The 20,471-nt window shown below is 65.9% G+C and carries 14 protein-coding genes and 1 pseudogene; 11 read left to right on the top strand and 4 right to left on the bottom strand.

The genetic code is table 11. The annotated features are described in order from the left end of the window. Nucleotides 1–56: 56 nt before the first annotated feature. The 4 genes from AC07NF_RS20815 to rpoC all read left to right on the top strand — a co-directional run bounded on the left by AC07NF_RS20815 (nt 57) and on the right by rpoC (nt 9,997). Nucleotides 57–1,097 carry a WD40/YVTN/BNR-like repeat-containing protein gene (locus AC07NF_RS20815; protein ID WP_494634008.1) on the top strand — a complete coding sequence of 347 codons (1,041 nt, stop codon included), beginning with the start codon at nt 57–59 and terminating at the stop codon, nt 1,095–1,097. A gap of 35 nt (nt 1,098–1,132) precedes the next feature. Then, a complete protein-coding gene (locus AC07NF_RS20810; protein ID WP_492815303.1) occupies nt 1,133–1,294 on the top strand; it encodes a hypothetical protein in 162 nt (53 codons plus the stop codon). Between the two features lie 344 nt (nt 1,295–1,638). Beyond that, nucleotides 1,639–5,709 carry a DNA-directed RNA polymerase subunit beta gene (rpoB, locus tag AC07NF_RS20805; protein WP_492815302.1) on the top strand — a complete coding sequence of 1,357 codons (4,071 nt, stop codon included), beginning with the start codon at nt 1,639–1,641 and terminating at the stop codon, nt 5,707–5,709. Between the two features lie 97 nt (nt 5,710–5,806). Beyond that, a complete protein-coding gene (gene rpoC / locus AC07NF_RS20800; RefSeq protein ID WP_494634005.1) occupies nt 5,807–9,997 on the top strand; it encodes a DNA-directed RNA polymerase subunit beta' in 4,191 nt (1,396 codons plus the stop codon). A gap of 76 nt (nt 9,998–10,073) precedes the next feature. Here rpoC and AC07NF_RS20795 read toward each other — a convergent pair whose 3' ends face one another. Together AC07NF_RS20795 and AC07NF_RS20790 are read right to left on the bottom strand one after the other, a co-directional pair. Further along, nucleotides 10,074–10,418, bottom strand: coding sequence for a glycine zipper domain-containing protein (locus AC07NF_RS20795; RefSeq protein WP_492815300.1), 345 nt, complete (start codon nt 10,416–10,418; stop codon nt 10,074–10,076). Between the two features lie 93 nt (nt 10,419–10,511). Continuing rightward, nucleotides 10,512–11,630: an acyltransferase family protein gene (locus tag AC07NF_RS20790; RefSeq protein ID WP_494634002.1), complete on the bottom strand. Its 1,119-nt coding sequence runs from the start codon at nt 11,628–11,630 to the stop codon at nt 10,512–10,514. Nucleotides 11,631–11,783: 153 nt separating this feature from the next. On the opposite strand from AC07NF_RS20790, the gene AC07NF_RS20785 reads away from it, so the two are divergent. The 3 genes from AC07NF_RS20785 (at nt 11,784) to AC07NF_RS20775 (ending at nt 16,057) form a co-directional block, all read left to right on the top strand. Beyond that, the gene (locus AC07NF_RS20785; RefSeq protein WP_494634000.1) at nt 11,784–12,926 is read left to right on the top strand and encodes an acyltransferase family protein; all 1,143 of its coding nucleotides are present in this window, start codon (nt 11,784–11,786) and stop codon (nt 12,924–12,926) included. 105 nt (nt 12,927–13,031) lie between these two features. Further along, complete coding sequence (locus AC07NF_RS20780) at nt 13,032–14,828, top strand: methyl-accepting chemotaxis protein (protein WP_494633998.1); 1,797 nt, start codon at nt 13,032–13,034, stop codon at nt 14,826–14,828. 59 nt (nt 14,829–14,887) lie between these two features. After that, a complete protein-coding gene (locus AC07NF_RS20775) occupies nt 14,888–16,057 on the top strand; it encodes a glycosyltransferase family protein (RefSeq protein WP_494633996.1) in 1,170 nt (389 codons plus the stop codon). 3 nt (nt 16,058–16,060) lie between these two features. Here AC07NF_RS20775 and AC07NF_RS20770 read toward each other — a convergent pair whose 3' ends face one another. Further along, the gene (locus tag AC07NF_RS20770; protein WP_494633994.1) at nt 16,061–16,825 is read right to left on the bottom strand and encodes a hypothetical protein; all 765 of its coding nucleotides are present in this window, start codon (nt 16,823–16,825) and stop codon (nt 16,061–16,063) included. A gap of 124 nt (nt 16,826–16,949) precedes the next feature. Continuing rightward, a pseudogene (locus tag AC07NF_RS20765) lies at nt 16,950–17,196 on the bottom strand (hypothetical protein). A 23-nt stretch (nt 17,197–17,219) separates the two neighbouring features. Between AC07NF_RS20765 and rpsL the strand changes: the two are divergent. The 4 genes from rpsL to AC07NF_RS20745 form a co-directional block, all read left to right on the top strand. After that, nucleotides 17,220–17,591, top strand: coding sequence for a 30S ribosomal protein S12 (gene rpsL, locus AC07NF_RS20760; RefSeq protein WP_004624021.1), 372 nt, complete (start codon nt 17,220–17,222; stop codon nt 17,589–17,591). A gap of 12 nt (nt 17,592–17,603) precedes the next feature. Next, on the top strand, nt 17,604–18,077 hold the full coding sequence (rpsG, locus tag AC07NF_RS20755) for a 30S ribosomal protein S7 (RefSeq protein WP_007661568.1): 474 nt from the start codon (nt 17,604–17,606) through the stop codon (nt 18,075–18,077). Between the two features lie 116 nt (nt 18,078–18,193). Then, nucleotides 18,194–20,272, top strand: a complete 2,079-nt coding sequence (fusA, locus tag AC07NF_RS20750) for an elongation factor G (protein WP_492815294.1) — start codon at nt 18,194–18,196, stop codon at nt 20,270–20,272. Between the two features lie 123 nt (nt 20,273–20,395). Next, a partial coding sequence (locus tag AC07NF_RS20745) for a hypothetical protein (protein ID WP_334349513.1) occupies nt 20,396–20,471 on the top strand: 76 nt, incomplete at its 3' end.

Below are 20,471 nucleotides of genomic sequence, written 5' to 3'. Positions count from 1 at the left end.
TTGCGGCTTGGGCGCCCGCGCCTAAGGTTCTGGGCTCGAGCGCAGGAGGAATCACCATGGCGGCGCAGCGGCCCATTCATCGTCGTGGCGTGATCGCCGGCGGCGTTGCGACCCTGATGGCCGGACCGGCCCTGGCCGCCGACGGCCTAGGCGGCATCGTCATGCCGGCCTCGCTGACCGACAGCGAGCTGCGCGGCCTGTCGCCGACGGGCGGCAAATCGTACTGGGCCTCGGGCTCGAAGGGCTGGCTGATCCGGGGCAAGGGCGAGCGGCAGGATCCCATGCGGATCATCGGCGCCGAGGACCTGGATTTCCGGGGGCTGCACGCCTTCGGCGACAATCACCTGCTGGCCATGAGCGCTGGCCCCGGCCCGAAGTCGCAGCTGTGGCGCACCAAGGACGGCGGCAAGACCTGGAAGCGGATCTACACCAACCAGGACCCGGACGGCTTCTGGGACTCGATCGCCTTCGTCGACGGCCGGCGCGGCTTCATCCTGGGCGACCCGACGCAGGGGCGCTTCACCGTGCTCTACACCGCCGACGGCGGCGAGACCTGGACGCGGCTGAAGCCCGAGGGCGTGCCGCCGGCCGCGCCGAACGAGGGGGCCTTCGCGGCCAGCAACGGCTGCATCGCGATCGGCAAGCGCGGGCAGGTGGCCTTCTGCACCGGCGGGGCCGGCAAGGCGCGGGTCTATCTGTCGCGCGGCGGAGGCGGGGTGTTCGTGGCCATGGACACGCCGATCCTGGCCGACGCCGGGACCAACGGCGCGTTCGCCGTGGCCTTCGACAAGCACAATACGCTGTGGGTCTGCGGCGGCGACTACAAGAACCCGACCGCCAAGGGCGTGAACCTGGCGCGGCTGGATCCGGGCCGGGTCACCTTCGAAGCGGTCGACGCCCCGCCGGGCTACCTGTCCAGCGTCTCGGTCGACGGCTCGACGGTCATGGCCACGGGCCTGGCCGGCACGATCGTCAGCCGCAAGGGCGGGGCGTTCGAGCGGATCTCGCCCGCGCCGATGAACGCCGTGCGCTTGACCTCGGAGAAGTCCGGGGTGCTGTGCGGACCCGGGGGCTCGATCGGTCTCTGGAGGGCCTAGCGGAACCATTCGCGCCGGGCCCACGTTCACCCGCCATGCTCAAGATCGCCGGTGTCCTGCTCGTCCTCATGATCGTCTTCGGCGTTCTCGGCTTCGTCGTCGACGTCGCTGGCGCGATCACCAAGGTCGCATTCTTCGTCTGCCTGATCGCCCTGGGCGTCTCGCTGGCCATGAAGGCTTTCAAGAAGGAAGCCTAGCGGAACGGGGTTCGCTGAAAGCCTGACCGCACAAGGTTGTGGGAAACCGCAAGAGCGTATTTACGCCAGTTTACGAATCCCCCTTTTCTTCCCCGCTCCTATCCCCTATATCCCCGCGTTCACGATTACATCGGCGGAGCGCCTACGCGCGTCCGTATTACGCCCCGAGGCGCGGTCAGCCGCCCTCCGACCAGCGCGAAGGGGCGCCCTAAAGCTTCCGGTCCCGGTCGCTTTTTAGGGGAATTCCAGCGTCCGCAGCTCCCTCTAGGAGGCGAGCGGCGAGGGTGGACGCTAGGCACATTCGAATTCACGCGCGGATTCCGTCCGCGCCGCAGGGAAACAAAATGGCGCAATCCTTCACCGGCAAGAAGCGGATCCGGAAGTCTTTCGGCCGCATTCCCGAGGCTGTGCAGATGCCGAACCTCATCGAGGTTCAGCGCTCGTCCTACGAACAGTTCCTGCAGCGCGAGGTCCGTCCGGGCCAGCGTCGCGACGAGGGCGTGGAAGCGGTCTTCAAGTCGGTGTTCCCGATCAAGGACTTCAATGAACGCGCGGTGCTCGAATACGTCTCGTACGAATTCGAAGAGCCCAAGTACGACGTTGAAGAGTGCATCCAGCGCGACATGACCTTCGCGGCGCCGCTGAAGGTCAAGCTGCGCCTGATCGTGTTCGAAACGGAAGAAGAAACCGGCGCCCGTTCGGTCAAGGACATCAAGGAGCAGGACGTCTACATGGGCGATATCCCGCTCATGACGGACAAGGGCACCTTCATCGTCAACGGCACTGAGCGCGTCATCGTCTCGCAGATGCACCGCTCGCCGGGCGTGTTCTTCGACCACGACAAGGGCAAGACCCACGCCTCGGGCAAGCTGCTGTTCGCTGCTCGCGTGATCCCGTACCGCGGCTCGTGGCTGGACTTCGAGTTCGACGCCAAGGACATCGTCTACGTCCGCATCGACCGCCGCCGTAAGCTGCCGGCCACGACCTTCCTCTATGCCCTGGGCATGGACGGCGAAGAGATCCTGACCACGTTCTACGACGTCGTCCCGTTCGAGAAGCGCGCGGGCGGCTGGGCCACCCCGTACAAGCCCGAGCGCTGGCGCGGCGTGAAGCCGGAATTCCCGCTGGTCGACGCCGACACCGGCGAAGAAGTGGCGCCGGCTGGCACCAAGATCACCGCGCGTCAGGCCAAGAAGTTCGCCGACGCGGGTCTGAAGACCCTGCTGCTGGCGCCGGAAGCCTTGACCGGCCGCTACCTGGCCCGTGACGCCGTCAACTTCTCGACCGGCGAGATCTATTCGGAAGCCGGCGACGAGCTGGACGTTCCGGCGATCCAGGCCCTGGCCGACCAAGGCTTCGACACCATCGACGTGCTGGACATCGACCACGTCACGGTCGGCGCCTACATGCGCAACACCCTGCGCGTGGACAAGAACGCCGTCCGTGAAGACGCGCTGTTCGACATCTATCGCGTCATGCGTCCGGGCGAGCCGCCGACCGTGGAAGCGGCCGAAGCGATGTTCAAGTCGCTGTTCTTCGACGCCGAGCGCTACGACCTGTCGTCGGTGGGCCGCGTGAAGATGAACATGCGTTTGGAGCAGGACGTGTCGGACGAAGTCCGCATCCTGCGTAAGGACGACGTCCTGGCCGTGCTGAAGGTCCTGGTGGGCCTGCGCGACGGTCGCGGCGAAATCGACGACATCGACAACCTGGGCAACCGTCGCGTCCGCTCGGTCGGTGAGCTGCTGGAAAACCAGTACCGCGTCGGCCTGCTGCGCATGGAACGCGCCATCAAGGAACGCATGTCGTCCGTCGACATCGACACCGTGATGCCGCACGACCTGATCAACGCCAAGCCGGCCGCCGCCGCGGTCCGCGAATTCTTCGGCTCCTCGCAGCTGTCGCAGTTCATGGACCAGACGAACCCGCTGTCGGAAATCACCCACAAGCGTCGTCTCTCGGCCCTCGGCCCGGGCGGTCTGACCCGTGAGCGCGCTGGCTTCGAAGTCCGCGACGTTCACCCGACCCACTACGGCCGGATCTGCCCGATTGAAACGCCGGAAGGCCCGAACATCGGTCTGATCAACAGCCTCGCGACCCACGCCCGCGTGAACAAGTACGGCTTCATCGAGAGCCCGTACCGTCGCGTGAAGGACGGCAAGCCGCAGGACGAAGTCGTCTACATGTCGGCGATGGAGGAATCCAAGCACGTCATCGCCCAATCGAACATCGCGGTGTCCGAAGGCGAGATCGTCGACGACCTGGTTCCGGGCCGCATCAACGGCGAACCGACCCTCCTGCAAAAGGAGACGGTCGACCTGATGGACGTGTCGCCGCGCCAAGTCGTGTCGGTGGCCGCCGCCCTGATCCCGTTCCTCGAAAACGATGACGCCAACCGCGCGCTCATGGGTTCGAACATGCAACGTCAGGCCGTGCCGCTGGTGCAGTCGGACGCCCCGCTGGTCGGCACCGGCATGGAAGCCGTCGTCGCCCGTGACTCGGGCGCCGTCGTCATCGCCAAGCGCACCGGCGTCGTGGAACAGATCGACGGCACCCGTATCGTCATCCGCGCCACGGAAGAGACCGATGCCGCTCGCTCGGGCGTCGACATCTACCGGATGTCGAAGTTCCAGCGTTCGAACCAGTCGACCTGCATCAACCAGCGTCCGCTGGTGAAGGTGGGCGACCGGATCAGCGCCGGCGACATCATCGCCGACGGTCCGTCGACCGAACTGGGCGAACTGGCCCTGGGCCGCAACGCGCTCGTCGCGTTCATGCCCTGGAATGGCTACAACTTCGAAGACTCGATCCTGATCTCCGAACGCATCGTCCGTGACGACGTCTTCACCTCGATCCACATCGAGGAATTCGAAGTCATGGCCCGCGACACGAAGCTGGGTCCGGAAGAAATCACCCGCGACATCCCGAACGTCGGCGAGGAAGCCCTGCGCAACCTCGACGAAGCCGGCATCGTGGCGATCGGCGCCGAGGTCCAGCCGGGCGACATCCTGGTCGGCAAGGTCACGCCGAAGGGCGAAAGCCCGATGACGCCGGAAGAAAAGCTGCTGCGCGCCATCTTCGGTGAAAAGGCCTCGGACGTCCGCGACACCAGCCTGCGCCTGCCCCCGGGCGTCGCCGGCACGATCGTCGACGTGCGCGTGTTCAACCGTCACGGCGTCGACAAGGACGAACGCGCCCTGGCCATCGAACGCGCCGAGATCGACCGTCTGGGCAAGGACCGCGACGACGAGTTCGCGATCCTGAACCGCAACATCTCGGGCCGTCTGCGCGAGCTGCTGGTCGGCAAGGTCGCTCTGTCGGGTCCCAAGGGCCTGTCGCGCGGCGAGATCACCTCGGAAGGCCTGGCTCAGGTCGCTTCGGGCCTGTGGTGGCAGATCGCGCTCGAAGACGAGAAGGCGATGGGCGAACTGGAAAGCCTGCGCCGCCTGTTCGACGAGAACCGCAAGCGCCTCGACCGTCGTTTCGAAGACAAGGTCGACAAGCTGCAGCGCGGCGACGAACTGCCTCCGGGCGTCATGAAGATGGTCAAGGTCTTCGTGGCCGTGAAGCGCAAGCTTCAGCCGGGCGACAAGATGGCCGGCCGTCACGGCAACAAGGGCGTCATCTCGCGCATCCTGCCGATCGAGGACATGCCGTTCCTCGCCGACGGGACGCACGTCGACGTCGTTCTGAACCCGCTGGGCGTGCCGTCGCGCATGAACGTCGGTCAGATCTTCGAAACCCACCTGGGCTGGGCCTGCGCCAACCTCGGCAAGCAGATCACCAACCTGCTGGAAGACTGGCAGCACGGCGGTCAGAAGCAGGCGCTCGTCGAGCGTCTGACCGAGATCTACGGCCCGGACGAAGAACTGCCGGACACCGAAGAAGGCCTGATCGAGCTGGCCAAGAACCTGGGCAAGGGCGTTCCGATCGCCACCCCCGTGTTCGACGGCGCGCGCATGGACGACATCGAGGGTCACCTCGAAATGGCCGGCGTCAACAAGTCGGGTCAGTCGATCCTGTTCGACGGCCTGACCGGCGAGCAGTTCAAGCGTCCGGTCACGGTCGGCTACATCTACATGCTGAAGCTGCACCACCTGGTCGACGACAAGATCCACGCCCGTTCGATCGGTCCGTACTCGCTCGTCACGCAACAGCCGCTGGGTGGTAAGGCCCAGTTCGGCGGTCAGCGCTTCGGGGAAATGGAAGTGTGGGCTCTGGAAGCCTACGGCGCGGCCTACACCCTGCAGGAAATGCTGACGGTGAAGTCCGACGACGTGGCCGGCCGGACCAAGGTCTACGAGTCGATCGTCCGCGGCGACGACACGTTCGAAGCCGGTATCCCGGAAAGCTTCAACGTGCTGGTCAAGGAAATGCGCTCGCTCGGCCTGAACGTCGAGCTGGAGAACAGCTGATCCGGATCTCCGCTCCCGCCTGATGGCGGGAGCGGCCCCATCAGCCGCTTTTCCAACTCTATGAATTTTCGCGGGTAATCCCGCAGAAGGAACCAAGATGAACCAGGAAGTCCTGAACATCTTCAATCCGGTCCAGGCCGCTCCGACCTTCGACCAGATCCGTATCTCGCTGGCTTCGCCGGAAAAGATCCGCTCGTGGTCGTTCGGCGAGATCAAGAAGCCGGAAACCATCAACTACCGCACGTTCAAGCCCGAGCGTGACGGCCTGTTCTGCGCCCGTATCTTTGGCCCGACCAAGGACTACGAATGCCTGTGCGGCAAGTACAAGCGCATGAAGTACAAGGGCATCATCTGCGAAAAGTGCGGTGTCGAAGTCACCCTGGCCCGCGTCCGTCGCGAGCGCATGGGCCACATCGAACTGGCCTCGCCGGTCGCCCACATCTGGTTCCTGAAGTCGCTGCCGTCGCGTATCGCCATGATGCTCGACATGCCGCTGAAGGACATCGAGCGCGTCCTGTACTTCGAATACTACATCGTCACCGAGCCGGGCCTGACCCCGCTGAAGCAGCACCAGCTGCTGTCGGAAGACGACTACATGCGCGCCCAGGAAGAGTACGGCGACGACAGCTTCACCGCCGAGATCGGCGCTGAGGCCATCCAGAACCTGCTCAAGGCCATCGACCTCGAGAAAGAGGCCGAGCGTCTGCGCGAAGAGCTGTCCGGCACCGTCTCGGACATGAAGCAGAAGAAGTTTTCGAAGCGCCTGAAGATCCTGGAAGCCTTCCAGGAGTCGGGCAACCGTCCCGAGTGGATGGTGCTGACGGTCGTTCCGGTCATCCCGCCGGAACTGCGTCCGCTGGTGCCGCTGGACGGCGGCCGCTTCGCGACCTCGGACCTGAACGACCTGTATCGCCGGGTCATCAACCGTAACAACCGCCTGAAGCGCCTGATCGAGCTGCGCGCGCCCGACATCATCATCCGCAACGAAAAGCGGATGCTGCAGGAGTCGGTCGACGCCCTGTTCGACAACGGCCGTCGCGGTCGCGTCATCACGGGCGCCAACAAGCGTCCGCTGAAGTCGCTGGCCGACATGCTGAAGGGCAAGCAAGGTCGCTTCCGTCAGAACCTGCTGGGCAAGCGCGTCGACTATTCGGGCCGTTCGGTCATCGTGGTCGGTCCCGAGCTGAAGCTGCACGAGTGCGGCCTGCCCAAGAAGATGGCGCTCGAGCTGTTCAAGCCGTTCATCTATGCGCGTCTGGACGCCAAGGGCCTGTCGGGCACCGTCAAGCAGTCCAAGCGCATGGTCGAACGCGAGCAGCCGCAGGTGTGGGACATCCTCGAAGAGGTGATCCGCGAGCACCCGGTCATGCTGAACCGCGCCCCGACGCTTCACCGTCTGGGCATCCAGGCGTTCGAACCGAAGCTGATCGAGGGCAAGGCCATCCAGCTGCACCCGCTGGTCTGCGCCGCGTTCAACGCCGACTTCGACGGCGACCAGATGGCCGTGCACGTCCCGCTGAGCCTGGAAGCTCAGCTGGAAGCGCGCGTCCTGATGATGTCGACCAACAACATCCTGTCGCCCGCCAACGGTCGCCCGATCATCGTGCCGTCGCAGGACATCGTCCTGGGCCTGTACTACCTGTCGGTCGCCCGCGAGGGTGAGCCGGGCGAAGGCAAGATCTTCGCCGACCTGGGTGAAATCGAAGCCGCCATGGACGCTGGCGTCGTCTCGCTGCACGCCAAGATCAAGGCGCGCCACACCGAGATGACTCCGGAAGGCGTTCTGCTGCGCAAGGTGATCGACACCACGCCGGGCCGGATGAAGATCGCCGCCCTGCTGCCGCACCACCCGCAGATTGGCCACCGCCTGATCGAAAAGGCGCTGACCAAGAAGGAAATCGGCAATCTGATCGACATCGTCTACCGCCACTGCGGTCAGAAGGCGACGGTCATCTTCGCCGACAAGGTCATGGGTCTGGGCTTCAAGGAAGCCGCCAAGGCCGGCATTTCCTTCGGCAAGGACGACATCATCATCCCGAAGCGGAAGGAGGCGATCGTCGCCGAAACCCGCTCGCTGGCCGAAGAGTACGAGCAACAGTACGCCGACGGCCTGATCACCAAGGGTGAGAAGTACAACAAGGTCGTTGACGCCTGGGCCAAGGCTACCGATCGCGTCGCCGACGAGATGATGGCCGAGCTTCAGATGAAGCATAAGGACGAGAACGGCCGCGAGAAGGAAATCAACGCCATCTACATGATGGCCCACTCCGGCGCCCGTGGTTCGCAAGCTCAGATGAAGCAGCTGGGCGGCATGCGCGGCCTGATGGCCAAGCCCTCCGGCGAGATCATCGAGACCCCGATCGTCTCGAACTTCAAGGAAGGCCTGACCGTTCAGGAGTACTTCAACTCGACCCACGGCGCTCGTAAGGGCCTGGCGGACACCGCGCTGAAGACCGCCAACTCGGGTTACCTGACCCGTCGTCTGGTCGACGTCGCGCAGGACTGCATCATCGTCGAGGAAGACTGCGGCACCACGCGGGGCATCACCCTGCGCGCCGTCGTCGAAGGCGGCGACGTGCTGGTCTCGCTGGGCACCCGCGTTCTGGGCCGCTTCACGGCCGAGGATGTCAAGGATCCGGGCACCGGCGAGCTGGTCGTTCCGGCCGACACCTATATCGACGAGAACATCGCCGACGCCATCGAGGCTGCGGTCGTTCAGTCGGTGAAGGTCCGCTCGGTCCTGACCTGCGAAGCCAAGGTCGGCGTCTGCGGCGCCTGCTATGGTCGCGACCTGGCCCGCGGCACGCCGGTCAACATCGGCGAAGCGGTCGGCGTCATCGCCGCCCAGTCGATCGGTGAGCCCGGCACGCAGCTGACCATGCGTACGTTCCACATCGGCGGCACCGCCCAGGTGGCCGAGCAGTCGTTCTTCGAAGCGTCGAACGACGGTACGGTCCGCGTGATCGGCCCGACCGTTGTCGGCGCCGACGGCGCCCTGGTCATCATGAGCCGCAACACCTCGGTGAGCGTGCTGGTCGATGGCAAGGAACGCGAGACCTACAAGCCGCCGTACGGCGCGCGCCTGAAGGTCAAGGACGGCGACACCGTCAAGCGCGGCCAGCGCCTCGGCGATTGGGACCCCTACACCACCCCGATCATCACCGAAGTGGCCGGTCGCGTCCGCGCCGAAGACCTGGTGGATGGCCTGTCCATCCGCGAGGAAGTCGACGAAGCGACCGGTATCGCCCAGCGCGTCGTCGCCGACTGGCGCACGTCCGCTCGTGGTTCGGACCTGCGTCCGGGCATGGGCGTGCTGGCCGAGGACGGCTCGTACAAGCGACTGTCGAACGGCGGTGAGGCCCGTTACCTCCTGTCGGCCGGCGCCATTCTGTCGGTCGCCGATGGCGACGAAGTGAAGCCGGGTGAAGTCATCGCCCGTATTCCGACCGAAGGCGCCAAGACCCGGGACATCACCGGTGGTCTGCCGCGCGTCGCCGAACTCTTCGAAGCCCGCCGTCCGAAGGACTGCGCGGTCATCGCGGAAATGGACGGCCGTGTCGAATTCGGCAAGGATTACAAGAACAAGCGCCGGATCAAGATCACGCCGGACGTCGACGCCGATGGCAACCAAGCCGAAGCGGTCGAGTTCCTGATCCCGAAGGGCAAGCACATCGCCGTCCACGACGGGGACTACATCTCCAAGGGCGAGTACATCATCGACGGCAACCCGGATCCGCACGACATCCTGCGCATCCTGGGCGTCGAAGCCCTGGCGAACTTCCTCGTCGACGAGATCCAAGAGGTCTATCGACTGCAAGGCGTGCCGATCAACGACAAGCACATCGAGACGATCGTTCGTCAGATGCTGCAGAAGGTCGAGATCCTCGAGCCGGGCGACACGGGCCTCATCAAGGGTGACCACCTTGATAAGCCCGAGTTCGACAAGGAACAGGACAAGGCTGTCGCCCGTGGCGGTCGTCCGGCTGTGACCCAGCCGGTGCTGCTGGGCATCACCAAGGCCTCGCTGCAGACCAAGAGCTTCATCTCGGCCGCGTCGTTCCAAGAAACGACCCGCGTCCTGACCGAAGCCTCGGTGCACGGCAAGACCGACACCCTGGAAGGCCTGAAGGAAAACGTCATCGTGGGTCGCCTGATCCCCGCCGGTACGGGTTCCTACCTGCGCAGCCTGCAGCGCGTCGCCGCCAAGCGCGACGAGCAACTGGCCCAGCAGCGCGAAGAAGCGATGGAGCCGCTGCCGGCCGAGATCGCTCTGGCCGACAGCGAATAAGCCTCGGCTTCAAGCAACTAACGGAAAGGCCCGGGATCACTCCCGGGCCTTTTTGTTTTCAACGATGTCGCGCGGGTTAGCGCGGCTCGCGCACGTAGATGGTCTTGGTCGAGCGGCCGCGCAGCAGCAGGCCCAGGACGATGCCGAGGCCGGCGGCGATGCCCACGGCCCGGGCCGGCTTCTCATGCACCCAGGCTTCCAGGTCGCCGTAACGGTGCTGGAACTCGTCCGAGGCTTGGGCGGCGATGTCCTTCACACGGGCCCGGGTCTCGCCCAGGGCTTCGGCGGCGACGTCCCGCAGGCTGTCATAGGCGTCGTGAGCGGCGCCGCTGACCGCCTTCAGCTTGGGTTCGACCTTGGCGCGGGCCCGGTCGGCGGTCTTGGCGGCGTCGGAGGTCAGGCTGTCGACATAGTCGGTCATGATGGGGCTCGGGAGCAGGAGGAGGGCGCACTGCGCCGCTGGGACGCTTGCACAACCCGCCCCGCCGGGGACCGTTCCGCACGCTGGCTTGGGTTAGGCCTGCTGGTGGTGCGACAAGGAGCTCGGCCCCAGCTTCTGGGCGGGCCGCTCGATGAAACGGAAGCTCAGCCAGCCCGACAGAACCGCCATCGGCATGACGAAGGCCGCCATGAAGGCGACCCGCGTGGGCGGCGGCAGCGCCGCCAGGGCCGGGGTCTTGGCGATGATCAGCCCGGCCGCCGAGATGAAGAAGCCGTGGAACAGGTAGACGCCGTAGGAGGCGTCGGCCAGGAACCGCACGACCGGGTTGGCGCACAGGGCCTTCACGACACTCGGGGCGACGCCGCTGGCTTCCAGCTGGCCAAGACCCAACATCGCCAGGAACACCACGATCGACACCGGCCACAGGTCCGAGGCGTGGTGCTCGAAACCTGTCAGCGCCAGGGCCGCGACGATCAGGGCGATCCGCTCGACCTTGCCGACGCCTTGGCTGAGCAGCCGGAAGATGAACATGCCGGCCACGAAGTACTGCAGCTTCAGGGGCAGGAAGGACGGCGCGGTATAGCCCCACTTGGCGAACACCAGGGCCGTTGACGCCAGGGCGATAGCGCCGGCGACGATCCCGACCGCCAGATAGCCGAACCGCCGCACGCCCAGCCACAGCAGCGGGAAGGCGACGTAGAACTGCATCTCCAGGCTCAGACTCCAGTCCGGCAGGAAGGTCGAGAACGCGTATTTCGGAAGCAGGCCGAACAGGAACGAGATGTGCAGGGCGAAGTTGGACAGGGTGTAGTGGATGCGCGCCGGATCGTTGTTGCCGCCCGCCGGCCACCACGACGGCGTCATCGCCTGGTGCGCCTGGTAGCCGGCCAGGAACAGGCCGCCCGCGACGAAGGCGATGATCAGGGAGACGTAGTAGGCCGGGGCGATGCGGAAATAACGCCGCAGCAGGAAGGTCTTCCAACGACCCTTCTGGTCATCGCCCTTGGCGTCCTGCGCCTGCGCGACCAGGCACATCAGGAAACCCGAGATCATCATGAACAGATCGACGGCGATCCCGCCGTTCGGCAGCGGCAGGCCGTACCAGCCGCCCCAGATCATGACGTGCGCGGCCATCACCCAGAAGGCGGCGATGCAGCGCATCAGGTCGATGAACGCCCAGTCTTTTTTCATCTGTCGGTCCCTGCCCAGCAGTCCAAGGCCATAGCTGACTCGGGGAGAACGCGCCTTAAGTCCCTCTTGCGGTTGAGCGCCAAACCTCGCATCCCTGCGACGCGACCTTGAGTTCGTCGCCAAGAACGACAGGGTGGGGAGCCCAGAGACCGCATGACCACGACCTCGACGGGCGCCGTCGCGCCCGCCAAGAGCCACTATGTCATCCTGGACGGCCTGCGCGGCGTCGCGGCCCTGATGGTGGTGGTGTTCCACCTGTTCGAGGCCTGGTCGGGCGGTGATCCGGAAAAGCAGATCATCAACCACGGCTACCTGGCGGTGGACTTCTTCTTCCTGCTGTCGGGCTTCGTGGTCGCCTATGCCTATGACGACCGCTGGGCCTCAGGGATGAGCCAGTGGGACTTCTACAAGCGCCGCCTGGTGCGCCTGCAGCCGATGATCATCGTCGGCGGCCTGATCGGGGCGGCGCTGCTGGCCTTCCAGCACGGGTCGCTGTTTCCCAAGCTGGCGAGTGTCACCACCTGGCAGGTGCTGGGCGTGCTGCTGCTGAGCTTCGTGATGATCCCGCTGCGGCCGTCGGCCGAGATCCGCGGCTGGGGCGAGATCTATCCGCTGAACGGCCCGCAGTGGTCGCTGTTTTACGAATACATCGCCAACATCCTGTACGCCGTGGGCCTGCGGAAGCTGCCCGTCCGCTGGCTGGGCGCGCTGGTCGCGGTGTCGGGCCTGGCGCTGGTCGGCCTGCTGGTGCTGGGCCCGCGCGGCGACGTGATCGGCGGCTGGGCGCTGGACGCCAACGGCGTGCAGATCGGCCTGACCCGGGTGATGTTCCCGTTCTTCGCCGGCGTGCTGCTGATGCGCCTGGGCAAGCGGATCAAGGTCAAGAACGCCTTCGCGGTCTGCTCCTTACTGCTGATCGTGGGCCTGTCGCTGCCGCGCTTCGGCGTCGAAGAGCAGCGCTGGATCAACGGCCTCTACGAGGCGGCCTGCATCATCGTGCTGTTCCCGCTGATCGTGGCCATCGGCGCGGGCGAGAAGGACGTGGACGGCCCCAGCGTGCGCATCGCGCGGTTCTTCGGCGACCTGTCGTACCCGCTCTACATCACCCACTATCCGCTGATCTACATCTACACGACCTGGGTCGTGGACCAGAAGCCGTCGATCGGGCAGGGCGCGCTGGTCGCCGTGGGCGTGTTCGTAGGCGCGGTGACGATCGCCTGGGCCTGCCTGAAGCTCTATGACGAGCCCGTCCGGCGCCGCCTGGCGGGCAGGTTCTTAAGTAAATCTGCGTCGTAACGTCGCGCAGCGTGACTATGACGCTTTCCGAACAATGTTATTAATCAGCGCTTTAACTATACCGTTCATCCCGGAATTTGATTTCGCTCAAATTTCCGGGCCTCCATGCGCGCCAGCATCTCCACCAAGGTCAGCCTGACCATCGCCTCGGCCTTCCTGGTCCTGACCCTCGCGGTCCTCGGGATCGTGGCCAAGAGCTCCCTGGACTTCGCCCGCAAGCAAGCGACGCAGGCCCAGGAGTCGAGCATGCGGGTGGCCTGGGACGTGATCGGCGAGCGGGGCAAGACCTTCACCCGCCAGGGCGATACGCTGCTGGTCGGCGACCATCCGGTGAACGGCGACTTCGCCGGCGTCGATCAGGTCAAGGCCTTGGTCGGCGGCACCGCCACCGTGTTCATGGGCGACAAGCGGGTCACCACCAACGTCACCAAGCCGGACGGCTCGCGCGCCGTAGGCACCAGCCTGGCCAAGGGCCCGGTCTATGACGCCGTTCTGGGCAAGGGCGAGCCCTACCGGGGCGAGGCCAAGATCCTGGGCAAGCCGTTCTTCGTCGCCTACGACCCGATCAAGGACGCCTCGGGCGCGGTGATCGGCGTGCTTTATGTGGGCGTGCCGCAGGCCGACTACTTCCAGCCCGTCTATCACCAGCTGACCATCCTGGCCCTGACCTGCCTGCTGCTGGGTCTGGCCGGCGGTTGCGCCTCGGTGCTGATGACCCGCCGCCAGCTGTCGCCGCTGTCGACCCTGCGCGACGCCATGAGCCGGGTGATGCGCGGCGACCTGACCGTGACCCTGCCGTTCGCCGGCCGCGCCGACGACATCGGCCTGATGGCCGACGCCGTGCATGGCTTCCGCGACGAGGCCCTGGAGAAGAACCGCATCGCCGCCGACGCGGCCGCCCATCGCGAAGCCTCGGAAGCCGAGCGCGACGCCGCCGGCGCCGACAGCGCCCGCCGCGCCGCCGAGCAGGCCCAGGTGGTCAAGCGCCTGGCCGAAAGCCTGCACCGCCTGTCGGCGGGCGACCTGACCGTGCGCCTGACCGAACCTTTCGCCCACGACTACGAGGGCCTGCGCGCCGACTTCAACCGCGCCGTCGAGGGCCTGGAAGGCGCCATGTCCGCTGTGGTCTCGGCCGTGTCGGGCCTGAACAGCGGCGCCGGCGGCATCGCCTCGGCCGCCGACGACCTGTCGCGCCGCAGCGAACAGCAGGCCGCCAGCCTGGAAGAGACCGCCGCCGCCCTCGACGAGATCACCGCCACCGTCCGCCGCACGGCCGAGGGCGCCAAGGAAGCCCACAGCGCCGTCAGCGCGGCCCAGGTCGAGGCCGGCCGCTCGCGCGACGTCGTCGCCTCGGCCGTCGAGGCCATCGGCGGCATCGAGGCCTCGTCCCGCCAGGTCGCCCAGATCATCGGCGTCATCGACGAGATCGCGTTCCAGACCAACCTGCTGGCCCTGAACGCCGGGGTCGAAGCCGCCCGCGCGGGTGAAGCCGGCCGTGGTTTCGCGGTCGTGGCCCAGGAAGTCCGCGCTCTTGCCCAGCGTTCGGCCGATGCGGCCAAGGAGATCAAGGTCCACATCGGCGACAGTGAGCGCCAGGTGGCCTCGGGCGTGTCGCTGGTTGGCGCGGCCGGCGAGACCCTGCAACGCATTGCCGGCCAGGTGGGCGCGATCAGCAGCGTGATCACCGAGATCGCCGCTTCGGCCCAGGAGCAGGCCGCCGGCCTTGGCCAGGTCAACACGGCCGTGAACCAGATGGACCAGGGCACCCAGCACACCACGGCCATGGCCAGCCGCTCGGCGGCCTCCAGCCAGTCGCTGCTGGACGAGGTGCGAGGCCTGGCCGAGCTGGTCCAGCGCTTCCGCGTGGGCGCCGTTGCTTCTTCCACGCGTCGCGCGGCCTAAGGCAAGGCTTCGTTAACCACGTTTGGTCAGGGTCTGCCGCAGAGTAACGGGGGCCGTCCATGCGCGCCGTCTTCATCAAGGGTCCGTCACGGTACGACGCGACCCGGCTTTTCACCGATGAGCTGGCCGCCGCCTTCACGGCCGCCGGGCACGAGGCGGTCGTCGTCGACGCCGTGGGGCAGGCCGATCTGGCCGCGACCCTGCGCGCGGCGGCGGACAAGCCGACAGACCTCGTCCACACCTACGGCATCCTGGGCGACGCCCGCACGCTGATCGGCCAGTCGCTGGGCGAGATCTTCGCCGCGCCGCACGTGCTGCATCACGTCGACTATCCGCTGAGCCACCTGAACCAGCTGGAGGCCACGGCCCGCGAGACGGTGATCCTCACGGTCGATCCGTCCCACGTCGAGGCGATCCACGGGACCTTCGGGCCGGACCACTTCGCCCACGTCGCCTTCTGCCCGCACGCGGCGGTGGGCGAGCCGGCGCAGGCTGATGCGGACGCCGAGACCTTCGCCCAGCAGCGGCCGATCCCGATCCTGTTCGCCGGCTCGTTCCAGCCCGTGGGGGCCGTCCCTTGGGCCGAGGAGGGGACGGGCATCCGCCAAATCTTCGATCGCGCCTTGGACCTGGCCTTGGGCACCGAGTTCCTGCCGGCCCTGGAGGCCCTGGACAGGTCGCTGCGCGATTTCGGCGAGGATCCGGCCCATCCGCGCTACGAACGCATGCGCCGCTACGCCACCTGGGTGCACGAACAGACGCGCCAGCTGCGTCGGCAGGCCCTGCTGGAGTTGGCGGGCCAGGCCGGTCTGCCGGTGTTCTGCGTCGGCGCGGGCTACGAAGGCTGGATCGAGCGACACAAGAGCTTCCGCCTGGGTCCGGCGATGACCCTGACCGACACCGTCGCCCTGATGGGCCGGGCGCAGGTGGTGCTGAACGCCAACGCCAATTTCGGCCGCGGCTCGCACGAGCGTCCGCTGACCGCCATGCTGGCCGGCGCGGCCGTGGTGACAGACGGCGCCTGGTGGACGGAGCAGTTCGAGCCGGGCCGCGAAGTCCTGTCCTACCACTGGACCCGGCTGGAGACAGATCTGGCCGCCTTGGCCGCGCTCGTCGCGAACCCGGAGATCGCCTACGGCATCGGCCTGGCCGGTCAGGCGCGCGCTGTCGCCGCCCATCGTTTCGAGCACCGGGTCGACGCCATCATCGCCGCCGCGAAGGCCGCCTAGGGTCTACTTCTTCTGCAGCTCCAGGAACCGCCGCGCGCGGTCGGCGCTGTCGGCCTCGCGGCGCTTCTGGTCGACGACCGACTTGCGGGCGCGGCCCAGCCCGTCCTGCTCGGCGCCCAGGACGAAGGGGATCTCCTTCATCGTGCCGGGCTGGTCCTTGCTGCGATGGTCGACGCCCGGCGCCATGGGCGCGTCGAGATAGCGGCGATAGGCCTCCTGGGCCGCGCCCTGGGCTTCCAGCTCGCGGCGCCTGGCGGCGGTCATGCCCGACAGCGGGTCGCCCTTGGGCTTGGCGGCGCCGAAGCGCTCGTCGCACTTCTCGCGTTCGCGGCGGGTCAGGCCGACGGCGTCGGCGCTGATACAGCCGGTGCTGGTGCGCAGGGCCGAGCGCAGGTCGCCGGCCGTATCGCCCGGCAGAGGCGCGGGCCGGATGGCCGTGCCGGGCCGCGTGACGCCGACCGCCGGGATGCTCAGCGTCGGGACCCCAGCCGGAGCCGGCCGCGCGGGCTGGCGCACCTGGAACGGCAGGACGGGGGAGGGCGCCTGCGCCTCGGTCGCGGCGGCAGGACGGGGTTTGGGTTGCTCTTCGGTCCTGGGCCGGATCAGGTCGACCGTCACCGTCGGCAGGTCGTCGGCGATCAGGTTCTCCAGCAGCGGCGGCGCGGGCAGGGCCAGCCAGGCCAGCACGACCACGTGCAGCAGCAGCGAGCCGGCGAGAATCGTCGCCCGCCTCCTGTCCTGCCCATTGATCCGCACGCTAACGCTCACCCGTCCTCTTGGCGCTGGCCCCCGCCTTCCCCACATGGAGAGAGCGGGCTCGCAAACAAGTCGCTCCATTGGACCGTGAGCAAGCGCAGCTTGCGGTGGCGAAAACTTGGCCGCAAACCCAGCCTTAAGCCGGCGTTAACCGACGCGGGAACAGGCGGTTGACCTTTGGCGGCTTCGCGAGTACATACCGCGCTCTTTTTCGAGGCGTGCGTTCGCGTGCGTCCTGATGAGCTTTTTCCCCTCGGGGAGAAAAACCCGCCGGTGTGCTTCCCGCGCCCCGGCGAGTTTCGTGTTTATCGGGTCTCCAAGCGGAGCCTTGAACCAAGAACAACAAAGACAAGGACCTGAAGCGCCCCGGCCGAAAGGCACACGCTTCCATCAGAGCAGAGACTTAATGCCTACCATTAACCAGCTCATCCGTAAGCCGCGCTCTCCGAAGCCGGTCCGGAACAAGGTGCCGGCCCTGAAGGGCTGCCCCCAACGTCGCGGCGTTTGCACGCGCGTCTACACCACGACCCCGAAGAAGCCGAACTCGGCTCTCCGTAAGGTCGCCAAGGTCCGTCTGACCACCGGCATCGAAGCCGTGTGCTACATTCCGGGCGAAGGCCATAACCTGCAGGAGCACTCGGTGGTGCTCATCCGCGGCGGCCGCGTCAAGGATTTGCCCGGCGTCCGTTATCACATCCTGCGCGGCGTCCTCGACACCCAAGGTGTCAAGGATCGTAAGCAGCGTCGTTCGCTCTACGGCGCCAAGCGTCCGAAGTAAGGAAAAAGAAGAATGTCCCGCCGCCGTCGCGCCGAGAAACGCCAAGTCCTGCCGGATCCCAAGTTTGGGGACCTGATTGTCACGAAGTTCATGAACTACGTGATGTACGAGGGCAAAAAAGCCGTCGCCGAAAACATCATCTATGGTGCTTTCGACATCCTGGAAAACAAGCGCAAGGACCAAGGTCCGCTTGAGACCTTCCACTCCGCTCTGGACAACGTCGCCCCGGCGATCGAAGTCCGGTCGCGTCGCGTTGGCGGCGCCACCTACCAAGTGCCGGTTGAAGTCCGTCCGGACCGTCGCCGCGCCCTGGCCATCCGTTGGCTGGTGACCGCTGCGCGCAAGCGTGGTGAAAACACCATGACCGAAAAGCTGGCTGGTGAGCTGCTCGACGCTTCGAACAACCGCGGCACCGCCGTGAAGAAGCGCGAAGACACCCACAAGATGGCTGAAGCCAACCGGGCGTTCTCGCACTACCGCTGGTAAGCTTTTCGCTTCCAGCACTCTTTCAGGCGCGGGCGGTTTGAGATAAACCGCCCGCGCCGCACGTTTAATCCCGGTCGTGTCCGTCCAGGGCCGCCCCGTTTCGCAGAGCGATCGCTATGCCCCGCACGCATAAAATCGAAGACTACCGCAACTTCGGCATCATGGCCCACATCGACGCGGGCAAGACGACGACGACCGAGCGGATCCTGTACTACACCGGTAAGTCGCACAAGATCGGCGAAGTCCACGACGGCGCCGCGACCATGGACTGGATGGAGCAGGAGCAGGAGCGCGGCATCACGATCACGTCGGCCGCGACGACCGCTTTCTGGAACGAAAAGCGCCTCAACATCATCGACACCCCCGGGCACGTCGACTTCACCATCGAAGTCGAACGCAGCTTGCGCGTCCTCGACGGCGCCGTGACGGTGCTGGACGGTAACGCCGGCGTCGAGCCGCAGACCGAAACCGTCTGGCGTCAGGCCGACAAGTACAAGGTTCCGCGGATCGTGTTCGTCAACAAGATGGACAAGATCGGCGCCGACTTCGACAAGTCGGTCGAGTCGATCCGCGACCGTCTGGGCGCCAAGGCCGTGCCGATCCAATTCCCGATCGGTTCGGAATCGGCTCTGAAGGGCCTGGTCGACCTGGTCCGCATGAAGGCCGTGGTCTGGGATAACGATGGCCTGGGCGCGACCTATCGCGACGAGGAAATCCCCGCCGACCTGCTGGACAAGGCCGTGGAAGCCCGCGCCTACCTGGTGGAAAACGCCGTCGAACTCGACGACGACGCCATGGAAGCTTACCTGGGCGGCGAAGAGCCCTCGGAAGAAGTCATCAAGAAGTGCATCCGTAAGGCCGTGCTGACGGGCGCCTTCTATCCGATCCTCTGCGGCTCGGCCTTCAAGAACAAGGGCGTGCAGCCGCTGCTGGACGCCGTCGTCGACTACCTGCCGTCGCCGGTGGACATCCCCCCGACCAAGGGCATCGACTTCAAGACCGAAGAAGAAGTGGTCCGTAAGGCCTCGGACGAAGAGCCGCTGTCGGTTCTGGCGTTCAAGATCATGGACGACCCCTTCGTCGGTTCGCTGACCTTCTGCCGCATCTACTCGGGCAAGCTGGAAACCGGCATGTCGCTGCTGAACTCGACGCGCGACAAGCGCGAGCGCGTCGGCCGCATGCTGCTGATGCACTCGAACAACCGCGAAGACATCAAGGAAGCCTATGCCGGCGACATCGTCGCCCTGGCTGGCCTGAAGGAAACCCGCACGGGCGACACCCTGTGCGATCCCCTGAAGTCGCCGGTCATCCTTGAGCGCATGGAATTCCCGGCCCCGGTCATCGAGATCGCCGTCGAGCCCAAGTCGAAGGCCGACCAGGAGAAGCTGGGCGTCGCCCTGCAGAAGCTGGCCGCCGAAGATCCGTCCTTCACCGTCTCGACCGACTTCGAAAGCGGCCAGACGATCCTGAAGGGCATGGGCGAACTGCACCTGGACATCAAGATCGACATCCTGAAGCGGACCTACAAGGTCGAAGCCAACATCGGCGCGCCGCAGGTTGCCTATCGTGAATCGCTGGGCCGCAAGGTCGACATCGACTACACGCACAAGAAGCAAACCGGTGGTACGGGCCAGTTCGCCCGCGTCATGCTGACCTTCGAACCGGGCGAGCCGGGTTCGGGCTTCGTGTTCGAAAACGCGATCGTCGGCGGCGCGGTGCCGAAGGAATACATCCCCGGTGTCCAAAAGGGCCTGGAATCGGTCAAGGACAACGGCCTGCTGGCCGGCTTCCCGCTGATCGACTTCAAGGCGACCCTGACGGACGGCAAGTTCCACGACGTTGACTCGTCGGTCCTGGCCTTCGAAATCGCCTCGCGCGCCGCCTTCAAGGAGCTGCGCGAAAAGGGCGCTCCGAAGCTGCTCGAGCCGATCATGAAGGTCGAGGTCGTGACCCCGGAAGAGTATCTGGGTTCGGTCATCGGCGATCTGAACAGCCGCCGTGGCATGATCCAGGGTCAAGACATGCGCGGCAACGCGACTGTCGTGAACGCCTACGTCCCGCTGGCCAACATGTTCGGTTACGTGAACACCCTGCGAGGCATGTCGCAAGGCCGCGCTCAGTTCAGCATGGTCTACGACCACTACGATCCGGTGCCGCAACACGTCGCCGACGAAGTGATCAAGAAGTACGCCTAAGCCTTTCCTCGCGGAAAAGCCTAGACGACGGATTGGGAAGGGGCTCTATGGGCCCCTTCCGACTAACCCCAGACGTCCAACCTGTTTTGATAAAGGCCCCTCTGGGGTCCTGGAGCTAAGAAGATGGCCAAGGAAAAGTTCGAACGTAATAAGCCGCACTGCAACATCGGCACCATCGGTCACGTTGACCATGGCAAGA

This window comes from Caulobacter sp. GW821-FHT10A06 (genome assembly GCF_059415805.1).
The sequence above is the reverse complement of the archived record's forward strand: the minus strand, read 5'-3'. Positions and strand labels throughout refer to the sequence as shown.

Excerpts from the sequence above, each read along its gene's own strand:
- AC07NF_RS20810 (WP_492815303.1), top strand. The coding sequence starts at position 1,133 with ATGCTCAAGATCGCCGGTGTCCTGCTCGTCCTCATGATCGTCTTCGGC.
- rpoB (WP_492815302.1), top strand. The coding sequence starts at position 1,639 with ATGGCGCAATCCTTCACCGGCAAGAAGCGGATCCGGAAGTCTTTCGGC.
- AC07NF_RS20815 (WP_494634008.1), top strand. The coding sequence starts at position 57 with ATGGCGGCGCAGCGGCCCATTCATCGTCGTGGCGTGATCGCCGGCGGC.
- AC07NF_RS20780 (WP_494633998.1), top strand. The coding sequence starts at position 13,032 with ATGCGCGCCAGCATCTCCACCAAGGTCAGCCTGACCATCGCCTCGGCC.
- rpsL (WP_004624021.1), top strand. The coding sequence starts at position 17,220 with ATGCCTACCATTAACCAGCTCATCCGTAAGCCGCGCTCTCCGAAGCCG.
- rpoC (WP_494634005.1), top strand. The coding sequence starts at position 5,807 with ATGAACCAGGAAGTCCTGAACATCTTCAATCCGGTCCAGGCCGCTCCG.
- fusA (WP_492815294.1), top strand. The coding sequence starts at position 18,194 with ATGCCCCGCACGCATAAAATCGAAGACTACCGCAACTTCGGCATCATG.
- AC07NF_RS20785 (WP_494634000.1), top strand. The coding sequence starts at position 11,784 with ATGACCACGACCTCGACGGGCGCCGTCGCGCCCGCCAAGAGCCACTAT.
- AC07NF_RS20795 (WP_492815300.1), bottom strand. The coding sequence starts at position 10,418 with ATGACCGACTATGTCGACAGCCTGACCTCCGACGCCGCCAAGACCGCC.
- AC07NF_RS20790 (WP_494634002.1), bottom strand. The coding sequence starts at position 11,630 with ATGAAAAAAGACTGGGCGTTCATCGACCTGATGCGCTGCATCGCCGCC.
- rpsG (WP_007661568.1), top strand. The coding sequence starts at position 17,604 with ATGTCCCGCCGCCGTCGCGCCGAGAAACGCCAAGTCCTGCCGGATCCC.
- AC07NF_RS20775 (WP_494633996.1), top strand. The coding sequence starts at position 14,888 with ATGCGCGCCGTCTTCATCAAGGGTCCGTCACGGTACGACGCGACCCGG.